The organism is Gemmatimonadaceae bacterium (genome assembly GCA_036003045.1).
Taxonomy (GTDB): domain Bacteria; phylum Gemmatimonadota; class Gemmatimonadetes; order Gemmatimonadales; family Gemmatimonadaceae; genus JAQBQB01.
Genome location: DASYSS010000057.1, coordinates 53,295 through 73,488 on the forward strand (window position 1 = coordinate 53,295; position 20,194 = coordinate 73,488).

17 protein-coding genes and 1 tRNA gene are annotated in these 20,194 nt (G+C 65.6%); 14 read left to right on the forward strand and 4 right to left on the reverse strand.

What is annotated here, in order from left to right; translation table 11 throughout:
* Positions 1 to 8: 8 nt before the first annotated feature.
* Together VGQ44_14745 and hrpB are read left to right on the forward strand one after the other, a co-directional pair.
* The gene (locus VGQ44_14745) at positions 9 to 947 is read left to right on the forward strand and encodes a hypothetical protein (protein ID HEV8448085.1); all 939 of its coding nucleotides are present in this window, start codon (positions 9 to 11) and stop codon (positions 945 to 947) included.
* A 104-nt stretch (positions 948 to 1,051) separates the two neighbouring features.
* Entirely contained in the window at positions 1,052 to 3,571 is a 2,520-nt protein-coding gene (gene hrpB, locus VGQ44_14750) for an ATP-dependent helicase HrpB (GenBank protein HEV8448086.1), read from the forward strand.
* Positions 3,572 to 3,579: 8 nt separating this feature from the next.
* Here hrpB and VGQ44_14755 read toward each other — a convergent pair whose 3' ends face one another.
* Positions 3,580 to 5,100, reverse strand: coding sequence for a serine hydrolase domain-containing protein (locus tag VGQ44_14755; GenBank protein ID HEV8448087.1), 1,521 nt, complete (start codon positions 5,098 to 5,100; stop codon positions 3,580 to 3,582).
* Between the two features lie 198 nt (positions 5,101 to 5,298).
* Here VGQ44_14755 and VGQ44_14760 point away from each other — a divergent pair, with 198 nt between their 5' ends.
* The 10 genes from VGQ44_14760 (at position 5,299) to VGQ44_14805 (ending at position 16,164) form a co-directional block, all read left to right on the forward strand.
* Positions 5,299 to 6,510, forward strand: coding sequence for an aminomethyltransferase family protein (locus VGQ44_14760; protein HEV8448088.1), 1,212 nt, complete (start codon positions 5,299 to 5,301; stop codon positions 6,508 to 6,510).
* Positions 6,507 to 8,090: an NAD(P)/FAD-dependent oxidoreductase gene (locus VGQ44_14765; GenBank protein HEV8448089.1), complete on the forward strand. Its 1,584-nt coding sequence runs from the start codon at positions 6,507 to 6,509 to the stop codon at positions 8,088 to 8,090. Before VGQ44_14760 ends, VGQ44_14765 begins: the two co-directional genes overlap by 4 nt.
* On the forward strand, positions 8,087 to 9,670 hold the full coding sequence (locus VGQ44_14770; GenBank protein HEV8448090.1) for an NAD(P)/FAD-dependent oxidoreductase: 1,584 nt from the start codon (positions 8,087 to 8,089) through the stop codon (positions 9,668 to 9,670). The genes VGQ44_14765 and VGQ44_14770 overlap by 4 nt, the downstream gene beginning before the upstream one ends.
* Positions 9,667 to 10,785: an aromatic ring-hydroxylating dioxygenase subunit alpha gene (locus VGQ44_14775; GenBank protein HEV8448091.1), complete on the forward strand. Its 1,119-nt coding sequence runs from the start codon at positions 9,667 to 9,669 to the stop codon at positions 10,783 to 10,785. Before VGQ44_14770 ends, VGQ44_14775 begins: the two co-directional genes overlap by 4 nt.
* 95 nt (positions 10,786 to 10,880) lie before the next feature.
* Positions 10,881 to 13,304, forward strand: coding sequence for an ABC transporter permease (locus VGQ44_14780; GenBank protein HEV8448092.1), 2,424 nt, complete (start codon positions 10,881 to 10,883; stop codon positions 13,302 to 13,304).
* Positions 13,305 to 13,577: 273 nt separating this feature from the next.
* A tRNA-Asn gene (locus VGQ44_14785) sits at positions 13,578 to 13,650 on the forward strand.
* A gap of 188 nt (positions 13,651 to 13,838) precedes the next feature.
* Positions 13,839 to 14,363, forward strand: a complete 525-nt coding sequence (locus VGQ44_14790; GenBank protein HEV8448093.1) for a hypothetical protein — start codon at positions 13,839 to 13,841, stop codon at positions 14,361 to 14,363.
* The gene (locus tag VGQ44_14795; protein ID HEV8448094.1) at positions 14,360 to 15,529 is read left to right on the forward strand and encodes a hypothetical protein; all 1,170 of its coding nucleotides are present in this window, start codon (positions 14,360 to 14,362) and stop codon (positions 15,527 to 15,529) included. The genes VGQ44_14790 and VGQ44_14795 overlap by 4 nt, the downstream gene beginning before the upstream one ends.
* 18 nt (positions 15,530 to 15,547) lie before the next feature.
* The gene (locus tag VGQ44_14800; GenBank protein HEV8448095.1) at positions 15,548 to 15,670 is read left to right on the forward strand and encodes a hypothetical protein; all 123 of its coding nucleotides are present in this window, start codon (positions 15,548 to 15,550) and stop codon (positions 15,668 to 15,670) included.
* A gap of 35 nt (positions 15,671 to 15,705) precedes the next feature.
* Complete coding sequence (locus VGQ44_14805) at positions 15,706 to 16,164, forward strand: hypothetical protein (GenBank protein HEV8448096.1); 459 nt, start codon at positions 15,706 to 15,708, stop codon at positions 16,162 to 16,164.
* A gap of 9 nt (positions 16,165 to 16,173) precedes the next feature.
* On the opposite strand, the gene VGQ44_14810 is transcribed toward VGQ44_14805, so the two are convergent.
* On the reverse strand, positions 16,174 to 16,518 hold the full coding sequence (locus VGQ44_14810; protein HEV8448097.1) for a DMT family protein: 345 nt from the start codon (positions 16,516 to 16,518) through the stop codon (positions 16,174 to 16,176).
* Positions 16,519 to 16,643: 125 nt separating this feature from the next.
* Here VGQ44_14810 and VGQ44_14815 point away from each other — a divergent pair, with 125 nt between their 5' ends.
* Both VGQ44_14815 and VGQ44_14820 read left to right on the forward strand, forming a co-directional pair.
* Positions 16,644 to 18,071 carry a serine hydrolase gene (locus VGQ44_14815; protein HEV8448098.1) on the forward strand — a complete coding sequence of 476 codons (1,428 nt, stop codon included), beginning with the start codon at positions 16,644 to 16,646 and terminating at the stop codon, positions 18,069 to 18,071.
* Positions 18,072 to 18,112: 41 nt separating this feature from the next.
* The gene (locus VGQ44_14820; protein HEV8448099.1) at positions 18,113 to 18,535 is read left to right on the forward strand and encodes a hypothetical protein; all 423 of its coding nucleotides are present in this window, start codon (positions 18,113 to 18,115) and stop codon (positions 18,533 to 18,535) included.
* Positions 18,536 to 19,392: 857 nt separating this feature from the next.
* On the opposite strand, the gene VGQ44_14825 is transcribed toward VGQ44_14820, so the two are convergent.
* Positions 19,393 to 19,611, reverse strand: coding sequence for a hypothetical protein (locus tag VGQ44_14825; protein ID HEV8448100.1), 219 nt, complete (start codon positions 19,609 to 19,611; stop codon positions 19,393 to 19,395).
* Positions 19,612 to 19,619: 8 nt separating this feature from the next.
* Positions 19,620 to 20,171: a L,D-transpeptidase family protein gene (locus tag VGQ44_14830; protein HEV8448101.1), complete on the reverse strand. Its 552-nt coding sequence runs from the start codon at positions 20,169 to 20,171 to the stop codon at positions 19,620 to 19,622.
* Positions 20,172 to 20,194 lie beyond the last annotated feature (23 nt).

Consider the following 20,194-nt stretch of genomic DNA (forward strand, 5'->3'; position numbering starts at 1 on the left):
CCGGTACAATGCGCAAACTCGGTCTGCTCATCCCCGTCGCCGCGGTCTCGATGCTGGCAGCATGTGACCCACAGGCAGGAAGTAAGCTCAAAGCGCTCGCGCACGCGGATTCGCTGCGCACCGACTCGCTGATCTCGATCAAGAACGACCTCCTGAATGAGGTCATGTCGTCGACACAGTTCGTCAACGACCTCAATAACGAGATCGCAAAGCTCAAAGCCAAACAAAACGCCGCGCTCACGACGAAGCTGACGAGCGAATCCGACATGGCCGCCATCAAGGAAGAGCGCGCGGCCGTCGTAAAGCGCATTCAGAATCTGGTTGCGCGGCTCGATTCGAGCGAAGCGCACGTGTCGGCGCTCCGCAAGCGCGCCTCGACGCTCGCCGTGCGCGACTCGACGCTCGTCGCGCAAGTCGCCGAATACGAAAAGACGATCGCCGATCTGCGCCACACGGTCGACCAGCAGCGCGCCGACTACGAAGCGACGATCGCCAAGCAGACCGCCGAAATCGCCACGCTGAACTCGAAGGTCGATACCGTGACCACCGAGAACACGCGTCTCATGGGCGAGGCGAAGACGCTTACCGATACGGTCACTCAGCTCACGACGGCCGTGAACACGGCCTACTATGTGATCGGGACGAAGGACGAACTGGTCCAGAAGGGCATCCTCGTCGAGGAAGGCCACCGGCGCTTCTACCTGTTCGGTGGACGCACGATGTCCGCGGCCCGCGAGCTCGATCCCTCGAAGTTCACGCGCATCGACCGCGCGAAGGACAAGGTGATCAACTTTCCCGACGGCGACTACGTGATCTTCACGCGCCAGAACCCGGCGTACGCGTCGCCGTTCGCGTCGAAGGACGGCGCGATCTCCGGCGGCCTGCGCATCGATCAGCCGGATCGGTTCTGGGAAGCGTCGAAGTTCTTGATCATCGTGAAGACGTGAGGCGGGTGGACGGGTGGACCGGTGGACAGGCGGACCGGTAGACCCGACAACAGCGAAGTTTGGAGGGCCGGCTGAAAATCAGCCGGCCCTTTGCATCTTCACACATGGCGCTTCCGATCGAGCCGATTCTGCCAGCCATCCGCGACGCGTTGGGCGAGCGCGGGTGCGTCGTCGTGCAGGCGCCGCCAGGGGCGGGAAAGACGACGATGGTGCCGCTTGCGCTCCTCGATGCTCCGTGGCTCACCGGGCAGTCTATCGTGATGCTCGAGCCTCGCCGGGTCGCGACACGCGCGGCGGCCTGGCGGCTGGCGGAGCTGCGCGGTGAAGAAATCGGCGAGACGATCGGCTATCGCATGCGCGGCGAGCGGCGAGTCGGACGCGCCACGCGTGTCGAGGTGGTCACGGAAGGCGTGCTCACGCGGCGTCTCCAGCGCGATCCGACGCTCGACGGCGTCGGCATCCTGATCTTCGACGAATTCCACGAGCGAAGTCTCGACGCGGATCTCGGGCTCGCGCTCGCCCTTCGCACCAGGGCGATGCTGCGCGACGACCTGCGCATCGTCGTCATGTCGGCGACGCTCGACGGCGAATCCGTCGCGCGGCTCCTTGGCGACGCGCAGATCGTGACGAGTCAGGGCCGGACGTACGCGGTCGAGACCCGCTACGTCGAGCCGCGGCGCGAGCCGCGCATCGAAGGCGCGGTGACCAACGCGGTCGTCGACGCGCTGCGGCGCGACGATGGCGACGTGCTCGTGTTTTTGCCCGGCGCTGGCGAGATCCGCCGCGTCGAGGCATCGCTCGCCGAACGTGTCGATCGGAGCGTGATCGTAGCGCCGCTGTACGGGATGCTCGAGCGCGACGCGCAAGACCGCGCGCTGTTCCCGGACCGCGGCGGGCGCCGCAAAGTCGTGCTGTCGACGTCGATCGCCGAAACGAGCCTCACGATCGAGGGAATTCGAATCGTCGTCGACAGCGGGCTTTCCCGCGCGCCGCGCTTCTCGCCGCGCACCGGCATGACGCGACTCGAGACGGTACGCGTCTCGAAATCGTCGGCGGACCAGCGGCGCGGACGCGCCGGCCGTACAGCGCCGGGCGTCTGCTACCGGCTCTGGGCCGAGCACGAAACCACGCACCTTCTCGAGCAGTCGCCGCCCGAGATCCTCCACGCCGACTTGTCTCCGCTGGCGTTGGATCTCGCCGTCGCCGGGGTGACCGACCCCTCGGAGCTCGCTTGGCTCGACACGCCGCCGGCCGCTGCCTTCGCGCAGGCGCGCGAGCTCTTGGCCGAGCTCGAGGCGATCGATGCATCCGGCGTCGCGACCGCGCACGGCCGCGCCATGGGAGAGCTCGCGGTGCACCCGCGGCTCGCGCACATGCTGATTCGCGCGACAGAGCTGGGCGCCGCGAAGATCGCCTGCGACATCGCCGCGCTTCTCTCGGAGCGCGACGTCGTTCGCTTTCAGGAAGGCTCGAGTGATTCGGATCTCGCGCGCCGGCTCGATCTCATGCGTGCATCCCGCGACGCGTCGGCCGACGTCGACCGCGACGCTCTTCGGCGAGCGAGGACGGAGTCGGATCGCCTCGCCGAGCGACTGGAGTCCGTCTCAGTCACCGGCCGTCCACCTGTCCACCCGTCCACCCGTCCACCGGATCCGGGCGCGCTGATCGCACTCGCCTACCCCGACCGCGTCGCGAAGCGTCGTTCCGCGACCGGCCCGGGGACACGGGCGCGTTTCGTTTTGCGCAACGGTCGCGGCGCCGAAGTGCGAGAGAGCGATTCGCTCGCCGCGTCGCCGTTCATCGTCGTCGCGCAGTTGGACGACCGGAAGCCCGAAGCGCAGATCTTTCTCGCGGCGGCGGTCGACGAGGATGACGTGCGCCGCTTGTTCGGCGATCAGATCGTGACCGACGAGTCGGTGGACCTCGACGATTCGACGGGCGCCGTCGCCGCTCGGCGTGTCGAGCGACTCGGCGCGATCGTGCTGCGCGAATCTTCGCTCGCCGCGCCGTCGGAGGAGTCGGCGCGCGCGGCGCTCCTCCGGGCGATTCGGCGCCGCGGCGTGTCGGGGTTGCCATGGTCCGACGCCGCGACCCGTCTGCGCCAACGCATGTCGTTCGTCGCGTTTCACGATCGTGAATGGCCCGACGTGTCCGACGACGCGCTCACGGCGCGCCTCGACGAGTGGTTGGCGCCGTCGCTCGCCGGCGTTCGTCGGCTCTCCGCGCTTCAGCAGGTGGATCTCTCCGAAGCGCTCTCGTCGTTGCTCGACTGGCGGCGGCGGCGGGCGCTCGACAACCTCGCTCCGTCGCACGTCGTCGTTCCCACCGGCTCGCGCATTCCCATCGACTACTCGGATCCCGCCGCGCCCAAGGTCGCGGTCCGCTTGCAAGAGGTGTTCGGGCTGACGGAATCGCCCCGGGTGCTGGACGGCCGCGTTCCCGTCACGATGCAGCTTCTTTCGCCGGCGCACCGTCCGGTGCAGACCACGCGCGACCTCGCCGGATTCTGGCGCACGAGTTACTTCGACGTGCGAAAGGATCTACGCGGGCGATATCCCCGTCACGAATGGCCGGAGGATCCGCTCACCGCTGCGCCGACGAAACGCGCGAAGCCGCGGCGCTGAGCGACTCGTTAGAATTGCCAGAACGGCACGCTGCGATCGGCCGGCCGCTTCACGAATTCCAGATCGCGCACGCGGTTGATCGAGAGCGTGAACCCGTTCACCGCGCCCCGTTCGTTGCGCACGACGCGCAGCAGCATCTGGTCGTTGTTCGTGAACAGGTCGGTCGTGAAGGTGACGAACCGCAGGTCGGACTCGTGCGGGCGCCGGAGCAGGAGAATGCCCTCTCGCGGCACGAGCGACACGGCGAGGTCGAGCTCGGGACTGTAGAACTCCCCGGCGAGCTGGGTCAGCTGGTCGTTTCGCTTACGAGCGATCGTCGAGTCGCCCGCCGTCGACGCGGTGCCGACGCTGAACGGGCCCGCCGAGAAATCGATCGCGCGCGTGGCCGCGGCGGCCGCCACCGCGCGCTGCCTGGGGATCAAGCCGAGATGGATCGTCGCCACCTGGTCGACCAGGGTCGTCGGCGCGCCCGACGTGTTGCACAGGGAGATCACGCTCAGACGGCGCGAAGGGATCATGAGCATGGCGCTGCGATAGCCGCCGTACGCCCCGCGATGTGAAAAAGTGCTCATGCCGGCCATGTCGCCCACGGTGAGCGCCAACGCGTACGGAATGGCCTGGCCGTTGTTCAGCCGGCCCGGTTCCTCGAGCTCGGCCACGCCATCCCGACCGCCGACGCGTCCCGATTCGAAATTCGCGTCCCACTTGGCCAGATCTTCGATCGTCGAGTAGACGCCGCCGTCGCCCACGACGTCGAGCTCGGGCTGGCTGATCCGATATCCCGAGGCCGTCGGTTGATAGCCGACCGCGCGATGCGGGATGAGCTGCGTGTGGTCGTCGCGAAACTCGGTGTGCGTCATGCCGAGCGGCTTGAAGATGTGGTCGGCTGCGTAGTCGCGGAGCGACTGGCCCGACGCGCGCTCGACGACCATGGCGAGCAGCGCGTAGCCCGTGTTGCTGTAGAGGAACTCGTCGCCGGGCGTAAAGTTCAGACTTTTCTGACGGCTGACCAAATCGATGAATTGCGACTCGGTGAGGAGGCCGTCGCTCGGCCACCCCGACAATGCGAGAAGTGTGAAGTAGTCGCGTAGCCCGCTCGTGTGGTGCAGCAGCTGGCGCAGCGTGATCGGCGAGCCGAACGAGGGCACCTGCGGCACCCAGCGCCGAACCCAGTCGTCGAGCGACAGACGCCCCTCTTGCGCGAGCAGCACGATGCTCATGGCCGTGAACTGCTTGGAGAGCGAAGCGATGTAGAAGCGCGTGGACGGTGTGATCGGCGTGTCGTGCTCGAGGTCGGCCATGCCGTACCCCTTGGCGAACGCGAGCTGCCCGTCACGCACGACGCCCACGGCGCACCCCGGCGACGATGTCGAGCTGTACGGCGCGAAGATGGAGTCGACCCATCGATTCGCGGAATCGACCGGCGTCAACCGCGCCGCCGGCGCCGACCCTGCCTGCGCACCGGCGGCCGCGCCACCGACGACAAGCGCGACGATCACCCCGACAAAGGTGCGCCGAACCAAGCTCACGGAGGTGCCTCCCATCTCAGCAGCGCTCTTCAATCCTTCCATGGTACGCAAGGGATGTCCAGCAGAGGACTGAAATCCTTGCAAGCCGTAACCGCGCGGACAACCGCGACCTAGGGACTACGCCCGCGAGGGAGTGAAGGATTCGGGGCCGACGAGGCCATCTCGTGAGCGACTGATTCGCGGGCTAAGTTGGGCCGCATGCCGAACGCCGCCGTCGACCAGACGCTCAAGACTACCCCATTCCACGCTCGCACGGCCCCGCTCGTTCGCGCCCAAACGTGGCGTCGATGGGCGGGTTATCAGGTGGCGAGCGCATACGAGCCGCACCCTGATCGCGAGTACGCCGCTGTTCGCAATGCCGCGGCCCTGCTCGATGTGTCGCCGCTGTACAAATACCGAATTGCCGGGCCGGATGCGGCGCGCCTGCTCGATCGCATGGTCACTCGCGATGTCAGCAAGTGTCGCGTCGGCCAGGTGCTCTACACGCCGTGGTGCGACGTCCACGGCAAAGTGATCGACGACGGCACGATAAGCCGCCTCGACGAGCACACGTTCCGACTGACGAGCGCCGAGCCGAACCTGCGTTGGCTATCGATGAATTCCGTCGGGCTCGAGGTCTCCATCGAGGACGTCTCGGAGCGCACCGGCGCGCTTGCGCTGCAAGGTCCATCGTCCCGGACCATTCTCCAACACCTCACACCCGCGGATCTCTCCGCCCTCAAGTATTTCCGTCTCGTGCACACCACTGTCCGCGAGATCCCGGTGACGATCTCGCGGACGGGCTATACCGGCGATCTCGGCTTTGAGCTCTGGGTCGACGCCGATCGCGCCACGGCTCTCTGGGACGCGCTGATCGAAGCTGGCACGCCGTACGGGATCACGCCGGCCGGCATTTGGGCGCTCGATCTCGCGCGCATCGAGGCGGGCCTCGTGATGCTCGACGTCGACTACTACTCGTCGCATCGCGCCGTGATCGAGGACCAGAAATCGTCGCCGTTCGAGCTCAATCTCGCGTGGACCGTGAGCGCCGACAAAGGTCCGTACAACGGCCGCCGCGCGCTACGCGCCGAACACGCGCGTGGACCCGCCTGGGGGTTCGTCGGCCTGGACGTCGACTGGGAGTCTCTCGAAAGGATCTACGCGGAGCGAGGGCTCCCGCCGCACCTGCCGACCGTCGCCTGGCGCACGAGCGCGCCCGTCTACAAGGACGGAAAACAAATCGGCTACGCGACCAGCGGTTGCTGGTCGCCGTTGCTCAAGAAGTATCTCGCGCTAGGCCACCTGGTGGCACCGCATTTTCAGCCCGGCGCCGGCGTGGAGCTCGAGGTTACCGTCGAGCACCGGCGCAAACGCGCACGCGCCGTTGTCCGCAAACTCCCGTTCTTCGATCCGCCGCGGAAGAAGGCATGAGTATGCCCGGTGTCCCAAAACAAGACGCCATCGTCGTCGGCGGCGGGCACAACGGACTGGTGTGCGCCGCCTACCTGGCGCGCGCGGGCCTCAGGACGCTCGTCCTCGAGCGACGGCCTCTCGTCGGGGGCGCGGCCGTCACGGAAGAGGTGTTCCGCGGCTTCAAGTTTTCGGTGTTCTCGTATGTCGTGAGCCTTCTGCGGCCCGAGATCATCCGCGACCTCGACCTGCCGAGTCACGGGCTGCAGATACTGCCGCTCGAGAGTACGGTCACGCCGCTCGACAATGGCGACTACCTCGCGGGGTGGGCCGATCCGGACGAGACGCGTCGCGAGCTCGCGCGGCATTCGCCTCGCGACGCCGAGGCGGCGATCGAGTTCGGGCGGATGATGCACCACATGGCGATGGCCGTGAAGCCGATCCTCGCCATGGTGCCGCCCGACCCGTCGTCGCTGGCGCCGTCGGATTTGCGCGGCCTGCTCAAGCTCGGCGGCCATCTGCGCGCGTTGGGAGCGGAGCGATTTCACGCGCTCTACAAGCTGATGACGATGAGCAGCGCCGATTATCTGGACGAGTGGTACGAGTTCGACGCACTCAAAGCGACAAAGTCCGCCAGCGGCATCATCGGCACCTTTCTCGGCCCCCGGTCGCCGGGTTCGGCGTACGTGCTGCTGCATCACTACATGGGTGAGATCGACGGTGCGTTTCGCGCGTGGGGATTTCAGAAAGGCGGAACCGGCGCGATCAGCGAGGCCATCGCGTCGTCGGCGCGCGCACTCGGCGCCGAGATCCGCACGAACGCGCCGGTCGACCGGGTTCTCGTCCAGGATGGGCGCGTGCGCGGCGTCGTGCTCGAGAACGGCGACGAGATCACCGCGCCGATCGTGGTCTCCGGGCTCGACCCCCGCCGCACGTTCCTGCAGCTGGTCGATCGCAAGGAGTTGCCGGGCGATCTCGTGGAGGAAGTCGAGCGGTACAAGTTCCGCGGCTCCTCGGGCAAGGTGAATCTCGCGTTGAGTGGCTTGCCGGAGTTCACCTGTCTGCCCGGCGTCGGTCCGCACCATCGCGGTGCGTTCTCGATCAGTCCGAGCGTCGAATATCTCGAGCGCGCGTACGACGACGCCAAATACGGGAACTTCTCGCGCAATCCGTATATGGACATCGTGTTTCCGTCGATGATCGATCCCGGCATGGCGCCGCCGGGCAAGCACGTCATGAGCATTTTCGTCCAGTACGCGCCGTACAACGTGACGGGCGGTTGGGACGCCGTGAAGCGTGAGGCGTTCGGCGACGCGGTTGTGAAGACCGTCGCACGGTACGCGCCGAACATCGAATCGCTCATTCTGCACCGACAGGTGCTGACGCCGGCCGACATCGAACGGATCACGGGCCTCTCCGAAGGGAACATCTTCCAAGGCGAGCTCGCGCTGCACCAGCTCTTTTTTCTCCGGCCGGCGGCGCAATCGGCCAAGTATCGAACGCCAATCAAGGGCTACTGGCAGTGCGGGGCCGGAACGCATCCCGGCGGCGGTATCATGGGCGCGTCGGGCCGACTCGCCGCGATGGAGATCGTCTCGTGACCGCCGTTTCCACCTTCGACGCGATCGTCATCGGCGCGGGCTCGAATGGGCTCGTTGCCGCGGCGGCGCTCGGCAGGGCCGGGCGACGCGTGCTCGTTGTCGAGCGGGCGGAGGAGATCGGAGGACAGCGACGAACGTCGGAGTTCGCGCCCGGCTTTCGCGCAGCGCTGTCCGCCGACACGGGCTGGCTTCCGCCGACGGTCGCCCGCGGGCTCGCGCTTCCGCCGATTGATGTGGTGACACCCGGCGTCGGCGCGTCTGTCGCCGGCGATGGCGGCGTGCTTGCCCTTTCCGCCGACCGCGGGTGGGCCGCGGACTCGATTCGCCCATACTCGACACGAGACGCGGAACGGTGGGCCAATTTCACCGAGCGACTCGCAAAGCTCGCTGGTTTTCTCGAGGCGCTCTACCAGCTCCCGCCGCCCGACGTTGACGCGGCGCTGTCATTGGGTGAGCTCGCGCCGCTCCTGTCGCTCGGTCGCAAATTTCGCGCGCTCGGCCGCGCGGACATGCTCGAGCTGTTGCGCGTGCTGCCGATGTCGCTTCAGGATTTGCTCGACGACTGGTTCGAGAGCCCGCTGGTCAAGGCGGCCGTGGCCGCCGGCGGGGTTCGCGACATCCGCCAAGGCCCGCGATCCGGCGGCACGTCGTTCGTGCTCCTGCACCACCTCATCGGCGCGCGAGCGGGCTCGGTTGGCGCGCGGCCGTGGTGGCGTGACGGGCCGGATGCGTTCATCAGCGCGGTCGCCGACGTCGCACGCGGCAACGACGTTGCCGTCCGCACCGGTGCCGGCGCCGCCACGATCGTCGTGCGCGACGACGTCGTCACGGGCGTCGTCCTCGACACCGGCGAGGAGATCTCGGCACCGATCGTCGTTTCGACGGCCGATCCGGTGCTCACGTTGCTCGGCTTGGTCGATCCGGTCTGGCTCGATCCCGAATTTCTCCACGCGGTGCGGAACATCAAGCTCCGCGGATGCACTGCGTTCGTGCGTTTCGCCCTCGACCGCCTGCCCGACGTGTCGGGCTTCGACGATTCAACGTCGGCGCTCACCAGCACGATGAGCTTGACGCCGTCGCTCGATGCGCTCGAGCGCGCGTACGACGCGGCGAAGTACGGCGGCGTTTGCGGCGAGCCGCACATCGAGATCACGGCGCCGACGACGCGCTGGCCGTCGCTCGCTCCCGCCGGACAGCACGTGCTCCTCGCCCGAGTGCACTACGCGCCGTATCAGTTGCGTGATGGTGCGGTGTGGGATGATACGCGTTCGTGCGAGCTCGGCGAGACCGTGATGGGGGCGATCGGCCGCGTCATGCCGGGCTTCGCCGACGCGGTGCTGCATCGAGAGGTCCTCACGCCGCCCGATATCGAGACGCGCTTCGGCGTCACGCACGGCGCGATGACGCACGGCGAGATGACGCTCGATCAAATTTTGTTCATGCGCCCGGTACCCGGTTGGGGACGCTACTCCATGCCCATCGACGGCCTCTATCTGGCCGGATCCGGGGCGCATCCCGGCCCGGGCGTCCTCGGCGGGGCGGGATGGTTGGCGGCGAAACGGATCCTGAGGGGCAAATGACCACGTATCACCGTACGGTCGAAGCGTACAAGCAGGGCGCGCATACGATGCCGCGCGAGTATTACACGTCGCCCGACGTCCTCGTCGAGGAGCGCGAGCGTATTTTCGCGCGCCACTGGAACTGCGTCGGCCGAGCGAGCCGAATCGCGCGGCCGGGTGATTACATCGTGCGCACTGTCGCCGGAGAATCGCTGATCGTCCTTCGCGATCGCGACGGCGAGCTGCGCGCGTTCTTCAACGTCTGCCGGCACCGTGGTACCCAGATCTGCCGCGAAGCGTCGGGTCAGTTCTCCGAGACGATCCAGTGCCCGTACCATGCGTGGACCTATACGACCGATGGACGGCTCATCGGCGCGCCGCATATGCACGAGGTCGAGGGATTCGACAAGCGCGATTTTCCGCTGCACGCGGCGGCCGTGGCTGAATACGGGGGCTTTCTGTTCGTGAACGTCAGCGACGAACCGCAGCCCTTCGACCAATATTTTGCGCCGATGATGCCTCGGCTCTCGCGCTTTGGTCTCTCCGATCTCGAGGTCGGTCACAGCGTACGCTACGAGGTGCAGGCGAACTGGAAGCTCGTCTTCCAGAATTACTCGGAGTGCCTGCACTGTCCGATGATTCACCCTGAGTTGTCGGTCGTCCTGCCGTACCAGAGCGGGGCCAACGATCTGATCGATGGACCGTTCCTCGGCGGATACATGGAAATCAGCGCGCCGCACGAGAGCGCGACACTCAGCGGCCGAGCCTGCGGACGACCGGTGGCTCCCGCGCTGCCCGAGGCCGATCGGCATCGCGCGTTCTACTACACGCTCATGCCCAACCTGATGCTGAGCATCCATCCGGACTACGTGAACTACTATCTGCTCACGCCCGACGGTGTCGATCGGACGATCGTCGAATCGGAGTGGATGTTTTCACCGGAGAACAGGCACGACCCGGACTTCAATCCGGCCGACGCGGTCGCATTTTGGGACGTGACCAACCGGCAGGATTGGGACATCGTCGCCTGGAGTCAAAGGGGAATCGGCTCGCGCCGATACGCGCCCGGTCCATATTCGCCACGCGAGAGCATTCCCGCGGCGTGGGATCGTGAGTACCTGCGGTTGATGACGTAGGGACCGCCGGGTCGCCGGTCCACCGGCTGAAACCCGGGCGAACGGAGTGCGTACGACCTCGGGGGCAGGTCGCGCTCACTCTCGCCGGGACCGACATGCAATCGCTGCTTCGCGACGTCCGCTACGGCCTTCGATCGCTGTTGAAAGCTCCGGGTCTCACCGCCGTCGCCGTCCTCGCGCTGACGCTCGGCATCGGGCTCACGACGACGATGTTCAGCATCGTGTACGGCGCAATGCTCAGAGGGCTGCCGTACGCCGAGGGCGACCGCATCGTCACCCTTCGCCGGGAAAACCCGGCGCGCGGAATCAACCAGTCGGGAATCTCGCTGCTCGATTTCGGCGACTACAAGGCGCAACAGCGGTCGTTCTCCGAGCTTGCGGCCGTGACGTCGGGGACGATCTTCGTGAGCGGCGACGAGAAAGCCGAGCGTTTCGACGGCGCCTGGATAACGTCCAACACGTTGTCGATGACCGGCGTGAAGCCGATTCTTGGACGGCACTTTCGCGCCGGCGAGGATACGCCGCAGGGCGAGAAGGTGGCGATTCTGGCGTACCGCATGTGGCACGACCGCTACGCGTCGGACGCGAACGTCATCGGACGCATCATCCGCGTGAACGGCGTGCCGACGACCGTGGTCGGCGTGATGCCCGAGCGGTTCGAGTTCCCGGAGAACGACCAGATCTGGCTCCCGATGCAAACGGATCCGAACGCGACCGATCGCGAACACAGCCCGCAGTACGAGGTCTTCGCAAAGCTGAAGCCGGGGGTGTCCCTCGATCAGGCAAACGTCGAGGTGGCGACGATCGCCAAGCGGCTTGCGGCCGCCTATCCGCAGGCCGACGAGGGATTCACGACCACCGCGCGAAACTTCATCGACAGCTACATCGGCAAAGAGCCGCGCCAACTGCTCTGGACGATGCTCGCGGCGGTCTTCTTCGTGCTGCTCATCGCGTGCGCCAACGTGGCGAATCTTTTGCTCGACCGCGCGGCGCATCGCACGAAAGAAGTCGGCGTGCGCACCGCGCTCGGCGCTTCGCGCGGCGCCGTCGTCCGCCAGTTCCTGGCCGAGTCGCTGGTGCTGTCGCTGGCGGCCACCGGTTTCGGCGTCGCCGTCGCGTATTTCGGCGTGGACGGATTCAACCGAGCCCTCGCCGCGACGACGCAGGTGCCATCCTTCATCGACATCCGTCTGCATCCGCAGGTCCTGCTGTTCACGATCGGCGTCGCGGCGCTCACGACGCTCGCCGCCGGCGCCATCCCGGCCTATCAATCGTCGCGCGCGGACATCAACGAGATCCTCAAGGACGATTCCCGCGGCGCATCGAGCTTCCGCATCGGCCGCATCAGCAAAGGGCTCGTGATTTTCGAGATCGCGCTGTCGTGCGGGCTGCTCGTCGCCGCGGGCCTCATGATCAAGAGCGTCGCGCAGTTGCGGAATCTCGATCCCGGGTTCACGACGAAGGACGTGCTGACCGCTCGCGTCGGCTTCCCCGCCGCCTACACCGACACGATCGCGCAGTGGCGCTTCTTCGACGACGTGCAGCAAAGAGTCGCGGCGTTGCCGGGCGTCGTCTCCGCCTCGGTGAGCTCGGGACTTCCGGCCACGAGACAGGGCTTTGGAGGCGCGACGTTCGGCCTCGAGGGACAGAGCTACCTCAAAGACAAGGATTATCCGAACGCGCGTTGGTTGTCGGTGACACCCGACTTCTTCAACACGGTGAAGGCGCCGGTCCTCGACGGCCGCGCGTTCACGATCAGCGACCGCCCCGGCGAGCTTCCTGTTGCGATCGTCAATCGCGAGTTCGTCTCGAAGTTCTTCAAGAACCAGAGCCCGATCGGCAAACGCATTCGCATCGGAAACTCGACCAGCAAGCAGCCGTGGCTCACCGTCGTGGGTGTCGTCGGCAACATGTTCACCGGCGACAACGAGCGCCCGATCGTGCCGGCGATCTACCAACCGTTCGCTCAGTCGCGCCAGAATTTCGCCTGGATCTCGCTGCGCACGTCGGGCCCACCGACGTCGCTCGCCCCGTCGCTCCGCCAAACCGTTGCGTCGGTCAACCCGGACATTCCGCTCTATTGGGTGGACACGTACGAGCACCAGATCGCGCAGCAAGTATGGTTCGTCCGCGTGTTCGGGACGATGTTCATGATCTTCGGGTTCGTCGCGCTCTTCCTGGCGTCGGTCGGCCTGTACGCGGTGATGTCGTTCTCGGTGAGCCGCAGAATCCGCGAAGTCGGTATCCGCATGGCCCTCGGCGCGCGCGCGCGCGACGTCGTGCGCATGATCTTCCGCCAAGGCCTCGTCCAGCTCGTCGTCGGCATGTCGCTCGGCCTGCTGTTCGCGACCGGGATGGGCCAGCTGCTCAAGGCCATTCTCTTCCAGGTTCAGCCGCGCGACCCGTCGATCTTCGTGGGTGTCGCGGTCGTGCTGACCCTGGTCGGCTTGATCGCGTGTCTGGTCCCCGCGCTACGCGCGACGCGGGTGGACCCGCTCGTCGCGTTGCGAAGCGAGTAGCACGATGGCGTTGACCGCGCGTGCGACGGTATCTAGCTTGCTTCGCATGGCAAACGGCGCACTGAACCGCAATCGCTCCAATAATCGGAACTCCAACCGGAACTCTGGTTAGGGCGCACTCGGCTGTTCAGTGATCGAGAGGCCCGCCAGAAGTCGACATGGCGGGCCTTTTCGTTGAGGTGGCAGTCTGTGGAAAGATGTGACGTTGGAAGCCTCGGCGAGTCTGGACGATCGACAGGGTGGTGTTCGCCGCAAGACGTCAGTTGTCGTCGATGGGGCGTAGGTCAATTGGCAGACCGTCTGACTGTTAATCAGAAAGTTGGTGGTTCGAGTCCACCCGCCCCAGTCAATAGAACATTTTTTGGATGGCACGGTTTGAGACTGCCCGCTGACCCAATCGGCGGGCAGTTTGTTGTTTCTTCATGACGATGATGTTCAGAGTAAAGCATACTGTGAAGTTTTTTGAATGGCCCGCCGACGTCGTGACCACTAAATTGCCGCGGAACCATCAAGCTGACCCGTGGAGGACATGGCGTGCCCGAATTGAGAACGAGGAGGCTGTTCCTGGTCGGGTTCGTCGGCTTTCTCTTCGCACAGTTCGCCATCGCCTTTTGGTGGTCCGAACCGTATCCCGCAGTGATCGAGCCGGGCTTCCTCGGGAGTCCGCCGACCACCGGCAGAGCGACCATTCGAGGCTATCGCGTGGTCGCCAGCGGGCCCGCCGACTCCGCGTTGGTGCTGGGGGCCGACACCTTTTTCGACCGCGTGCCGAGTTCGTATCTGATGTTCGACCTGCCGTTCCTGCTCGACTCCACGCCTCCGCCGTTTTCGGGCGTGCTTCAGGTTCGCGGCAAGTTGCTCCATCGCGCCAAGCTGCGATCGGATGCCGGCGTGCTCGAGTTCGATGCGTACGCCGAAGAGCGCTTGTCGGAGCTGACCGGGCGCGCCGACTGGGACAGCCTGCGCATTGAAGAAACGTTGCGCGACGTCGACGCCGAACGGTTGAATTACGTCGAGCCCCCGCGAGTGCATCGAAGCCGAGAGTTTCATCTCCGGTGACGGCCGGGCTCTCGACCACGGGCGCTGCCGCCTCGCCCACGGCCGGCACCGCATCCGCCGGCGGACCTCTCGGCCGCGCGCAGTCCTGGCTCGACCACGAGTATTTCGTCAGCGACGAACAGCTCGGATTCCTCCGCGTGCTGTATTGCGCGTTCGTCTTGTTCGTGATCGGCCTTCCCACGTTCACGTGGATTGCGAAGACGCCGCAGCTGCTATTCGACCCGCCGCTCCTGAGCCCGGCCGACCTGCTCTCGGGGTGGCCGTCGTACGGGTTCTTGTGGACGCTGAGTTTCGCGCTCGTCGTTTGCTTCTTGCTGTTGCTGCTCGGGTTTTTCGTGGCGACCGTGTCGGTGTTGACCTCGGTACTGCTGATCGTCGGCTCGAATCTTCAGTTCTCGTTCGGCAAGATCGACCACCACATACTGCTCGCCCTCGGGCCGCTGGTGATGGCAGGATCGGGATGGGGAAATCGGTTCACGCTCGCGCGCGGCCGGGCGGCGCCAAATCGGTCGGGGGTCTGCCTCGGCCTATTCGCGATCGTCGTCGGCTTCGCGATGTTCACGGCGGGATTTCAGAAACTGGTCACCGGCTGGCTCGATCCCCGCACGCAGGCGAGCTACGGCCACTTGATTCAGAATTTCTACGGCACCTCGAGTGGCGTGCTGCTGGCTCCGTTCGCGATGCACGTACGATCGAAGTTCGTGTGGGAAGGGCTTGACTGGGCGACTGTCGGCTTCGAACTGTTGTTCCTCGCTGCGGTGATTCGACGGACGTGGTTTCGCGCCTGGATCGTGCTCGCGGTGTTCTTTCACACCGGCACGCTCCTCGTGCTCGACATCGGCTTCGCGGTCAATTTTTCGGCGTATCTGTTGTTCGCCGACTGGCCGGTTCCGCGATTCAGATTGTCACGACGGAGCGCGTGGCTTGTCGCCGGCTGTGCGTGCGTCGTCGCGCTCTCGTTTTGGTGGCAGACCACCGCTCCGAACCAGCAGGTCCAGATGGGATCGTCGTTGGCGGGGTACGTCGTGAACCGGGCCGTTGGGCCGGCGAACGTGAACGGCACGACCGACGAGATCTTGCCCGACATCCTCGCTCTGCTCGCCGTGGCGGGGTTCCTGATTCGTCGCTCGCGGAATCCGGGACCCGGCGTTATGGTCTCTGCATGAGACCGGAAAACCACCTGCGTGCGGTACACGACGGACTCAAAGGGCAACCAGGTGCGCGCGCAACAACAGACCGAAACGACCGAACGCGAGGTGCCGATTACCGGCACTCTGCACCTCGAGACGGTCGCCCATCCCGACTGACGCCCGTGGGAGGGCGCACTGAATACCCGCCGCTCATGAGACTCCGTTTCTTCTTCCTCGCCGCGACGGCGCTCGGCGCCTGCACTCACCATGTCGTCAGCGCGCCCGCGGCATCGGTGCGCTTCGGCGTGTATCGATTCGCGGAGCATCCCGACGGCATGAAGGACCCGATTCAGGGCCGCGTTCTCGTGAAGGAGGACACCGTGGTGGTCGAAGTGGAGTCGCGGTCGTGCCGCTACTTTCCGCAGAGCACGCGGCTGGACGTGTTCGTGTACGACTGCGGCGACGTCGGGCTGTCGTTCAACCGGCTCCAGCCGGTCGCGGGCGCCCAGTTTTCGACTCACAAGACGGTCCTCGACCGCTCGGTGAGCTGCATTCGCTACACGACCGACAGAAGCGGGAATCAAGTGTGCACACAGCAACACACCGAAAACGTCGAACGCCAGGTGCCGGTCTCCGGCAAGCTGCATCTGGCATATGTCGCGAATCCGTGAGTTTCGCCGCTAGCCGCGAAACATGAAGTAGACCGCGCCCACCATGCACAGCCCCGCCCAGAGGAAATCGAGCTTGAGCGGCTGGCGCATGTAGAGCACGGCGAACGGCACGAACACGCCGAGCGTGATCACTTCCTGCATGATCTTGAGCTGGCCGAGTGTCATCGCGCCGAAACCGATGCGGTTCGCCGGCACCTGAAGAGTGTACTCGAAAAAGGCGATTCCCCAGCTGGCGACGATTGCCACGAGCAGAGGACGGCTGCCCAGGTTCTTGAGGTGGGCGTACCAGGCAAACGTCATGAACACGTTGGAACCGACGAGCAAGAGCGCGCTGCGGGCGATCGTGGGATTCATCGAAGGGTGTGCTGGTCGCGGTAGAAGTCGCGCCTGAAAGATCGAGCGTCGCGCGGATGCACGCCATTCCGGCTACACTTCAATGTCCCCACCCCCACACCCCCCACCCCGACGAGAGCTCGATCATGGTCTTCCGCGTTGTCCTTCTCGCGCTGGCCGCCGGAGCGGTCGTTGCACCGCCTCCGATGCACGCTCAAGGCGGATCGCTCGGCGCCCCTTCAGCGACGCGAGCGTTTCCGGCCGACTCGGTCGTGCGGTCGATCATCAAGCAGCGCGTGGACGACAAGCGCAGCGCCGGAATCGTCGTCGGCATGCTCGACGACGACGGCCGCACACGCGTCGTCGCCTATGGTGATCCGGGCCCCGGGCAGCCGCCGCTCGACGCAAATTCCGTCTTCGAGATCGGCTCCATCTCGAAGGTCTTCACGGCGACGGTGCTCGCCGAGCTGGTGAAGGAAGGACGGGTCCACCTCGAGGATCCGATCGATAAGTTCCTGCCCGCGTCGGTCCACGTGCCGGAGCGCAACGGGCTGAAGATTACGCTCGGCACACTTTCCGAGCAGAACTCCGGCCTGCCGCGGATGCCCAACAACTTCAGGCCCAAGGACCCGAAGAATCCATACGTCGACTACGGCGTGCCCCAACTCTACGACTTCGTCTCGCACTACACGTTGACGCGGGACCCCGGCGCGCAATTCGAGTACTCGAACCTCGGGGTCGGCCTCCTCGGCCATGTGCTGACGCTCATCACGAGTCAGTCGTACGAGGAGATGGAGCGGGAGCGCGTCTGGAAGCCGTTGGACATGCGAAACACCGGCGTCGTGCTCACGCCGTGGATGAAAGCACATCTCGCGCTCGGCCACGACGAGCAGGGAGCCGTGACGTCGAACTGGGACCTCGACGCGTTGGCTGGGGCCGGCGCGATCCGGTCGACGACGAACGATATGCTCAAGTTCGCCGCGGCGAACGTGCACCCGGAGCGCGGGCCCCTGGGGCCGACGATGGCGTTCGCGCAGCAGGAGCGCGCTCCAGCGGGCGGTCCGCAACAGAAAATCGGGCTCAACTGGTTGAGCATTCACACGGCATTCGGCGACACGATCGTCTGGCACAACGGCGGAACGGGCGGTTATCGCACGTTCATAGGCCTCGCGCCCTCACGCCACATGGCGGTCGTGGTGATGTCGAACAGCGGAGGAGAGGGCGCGGACGACATCGGCATGCATCTGCTCGACCGGGGGATCCCACTGCAGCCGAAGCCGATTCCACCGAAGAAGCGCACCGCGATCGCCGTGGGCCGCGATGTCCTTCAACGATACGTTGGCACGTATCAGCTCGGACCGCAGTTGGTGCTGGAGGTCACCTTGGCGGACTCGGTGTTACAGGTCCGTCCGACGGGGCAGAACGTCGCCGACCTGTTCGCCGAGTCGGAGACTGACTTCTTTTTCAAGGTGGTCGACGCACAGATCACCTTCACGCGCGATGCACAAGGAACCGTCACCGGGCTCGTCCTCCACCAGAACGGCGCCGATCTTGCCGCCAAGCGCATCCGATAGTTCGCAGTTCGGAATCTTACCACTTTAGGCGGAGGCTTCAGATGCGGCGGTTACTCTTGCTGGCGACGCTCCCACTCGCCCTCATGGCATGCGGCAGCGACAACGACAACACGCCGACGATCGTGTCTTTGGCGGGGACATGGAATCTCACGACGGCGAACGGCGCGGCGCTTCCGTTCACGATCTCGAATACCGGGGGCACGAAGGTCGAGCTCCTGGGCGCGAGCGTCGTGGTGACGTCAACCGGCACATTCACGGGGACCGAGTCGATTCGAACCACGGTCGGCACGGGAACGCCCACGACGTCGACGCTCCCCTTGGCGGGAACCATCAGCGCGAGCGGGACACTGGTCACCGTGACGCTCACCGGCTCGACCGCGGTGCAAGGAACGCTCACCGGCACCACGCAGTTCTCGTACAAGGATCCCACGACTCAAGCGACATTTGTGTTTGTAAAGCAGTAGATACGCATTAGTGACATAGGACACAGAGCGTACGCGGCCCTTGCGGCCGCGTACGCTCTTGTGTACAGTGCGGCGTGATGCCGCCACGCCGTCGCCCTCCGGGATTGTCGAGGGAACTCACACGCGCCGTCGGTCTTAGCGTCGCGCTCGCCGTGCCGTGCACGGCGCAGGAGACCGGGGCGGCCTCGAGTGCTCACCGCCACGCGGTCGTTGTATCGGGCGACGCCGGCTCGCTGCCGAATGCGTTCCAGGACCCAGGGTGTGGGGACGTGACCGGTGATTATGTCCCCGAGGTAGGTGTGGGCGCGTCTGTCATCGATCGTCTTACGTCGAGTTTTTTTCTTGCGGCTGACGTACGGGTGAGCTCCGGGTTCGTGGCGGTGGGCTGCGAAACGATAATCCCCTCTCCGATCGAAGTAGCACCGGGCATCTGGGAGACTCGCTACGGGTTCCGGCGAGCACCCGGAACCCCGCAGGTCCCGCTCATACGGAATCTCCTTCGAGCGGGCTTCGAGACGCCGGCCAATTATCCAGCCATCATCCGCGCGGCGCTCGGTGGCGGCTTCATCTGGAGCAGCCGGTCCGTTCCGATGGCGACCGCGTCGGTCGCCCTCAGCTCGAGCGGTGCTGGGAGACGCCTCTTCGTTGAGGCAGAGCGGGACATCGCATGGTTTCGCCTTGCCGAAAACCGATCGCAGTTCCGGCAGGACTCGATCGGCGCTCGAACGCCGCTCGCCGACTATGTCGTCACGCGAAAGACTCATCCCGCGTGGACGACGGTGCGGCTCGGTTTCGAGTGGCCTTGGGCGTGATTCGGGGCGGATTCGAATCGAAATGCCGTTGCGTTGGAGCCGGCCTCAGAGCGCCTTGAGTCTTCCCTCGAAGTAGCCGAGCACCGTCATCACGAGCATCACGCCGGCGAGAACGAACCAGCCTACCGCCAGCAGCCACCGCGGATACTCGCGCACCGGCAACACGCTCGAAAACAACAACGCGATCCCGATGAGGATCGCGTCGACGAAAACTCCGAGAACGGCTCCGGACGCTGCGCTCCACCAGATGACGGTCGCGCGCATCGCGGCGGTCAGGGCTTGATCTGGATCGGCGCTCCCTTCGGCACGGCGGTGAAGATCTCGTCGATTTCCGCGTCCGTCACCGCGATGCACCCTTCCGTCCAATCGACATCGGCCTGCGCCGCTCCCACGCTCTTGTAGACCGGCGGCAGCCCGTGGATCATGATGTCGCCGCCCGGCGAGACGCCCATCTTCCTCGCCTGCTGAACGTGTATGGCATCCGGATACGAGATGTGCAGCGCGAGATGGTATTTGCTCTGACCGTTCTTGTAGTCGACGAAGTAGAGACCTTCGGGAGTGCGCCCGTCGCCGCGCTTCACTTTGTCGCCGACGGGCTGTCCGCCGAGCGCGATGCGGTACGTGCGGACGGCGATTCCCGTCTGATAGAGCGTAAGAGTTCGCTTGCCCTTCTCGACGACGATGCTGTCGGCGATGATGTGGCTGCGCACGCCGGTCACGGGCGTGACCTTGACCGTCGGCGTCCCGGATCGCGTGATCGAAACGGCGGAATCTCCAGCGGGGACGACGAGCGCGGCAGCGAGGCCGACCAGCGGAAGGAGCATGCGACCAATACCTGCGACGGAAG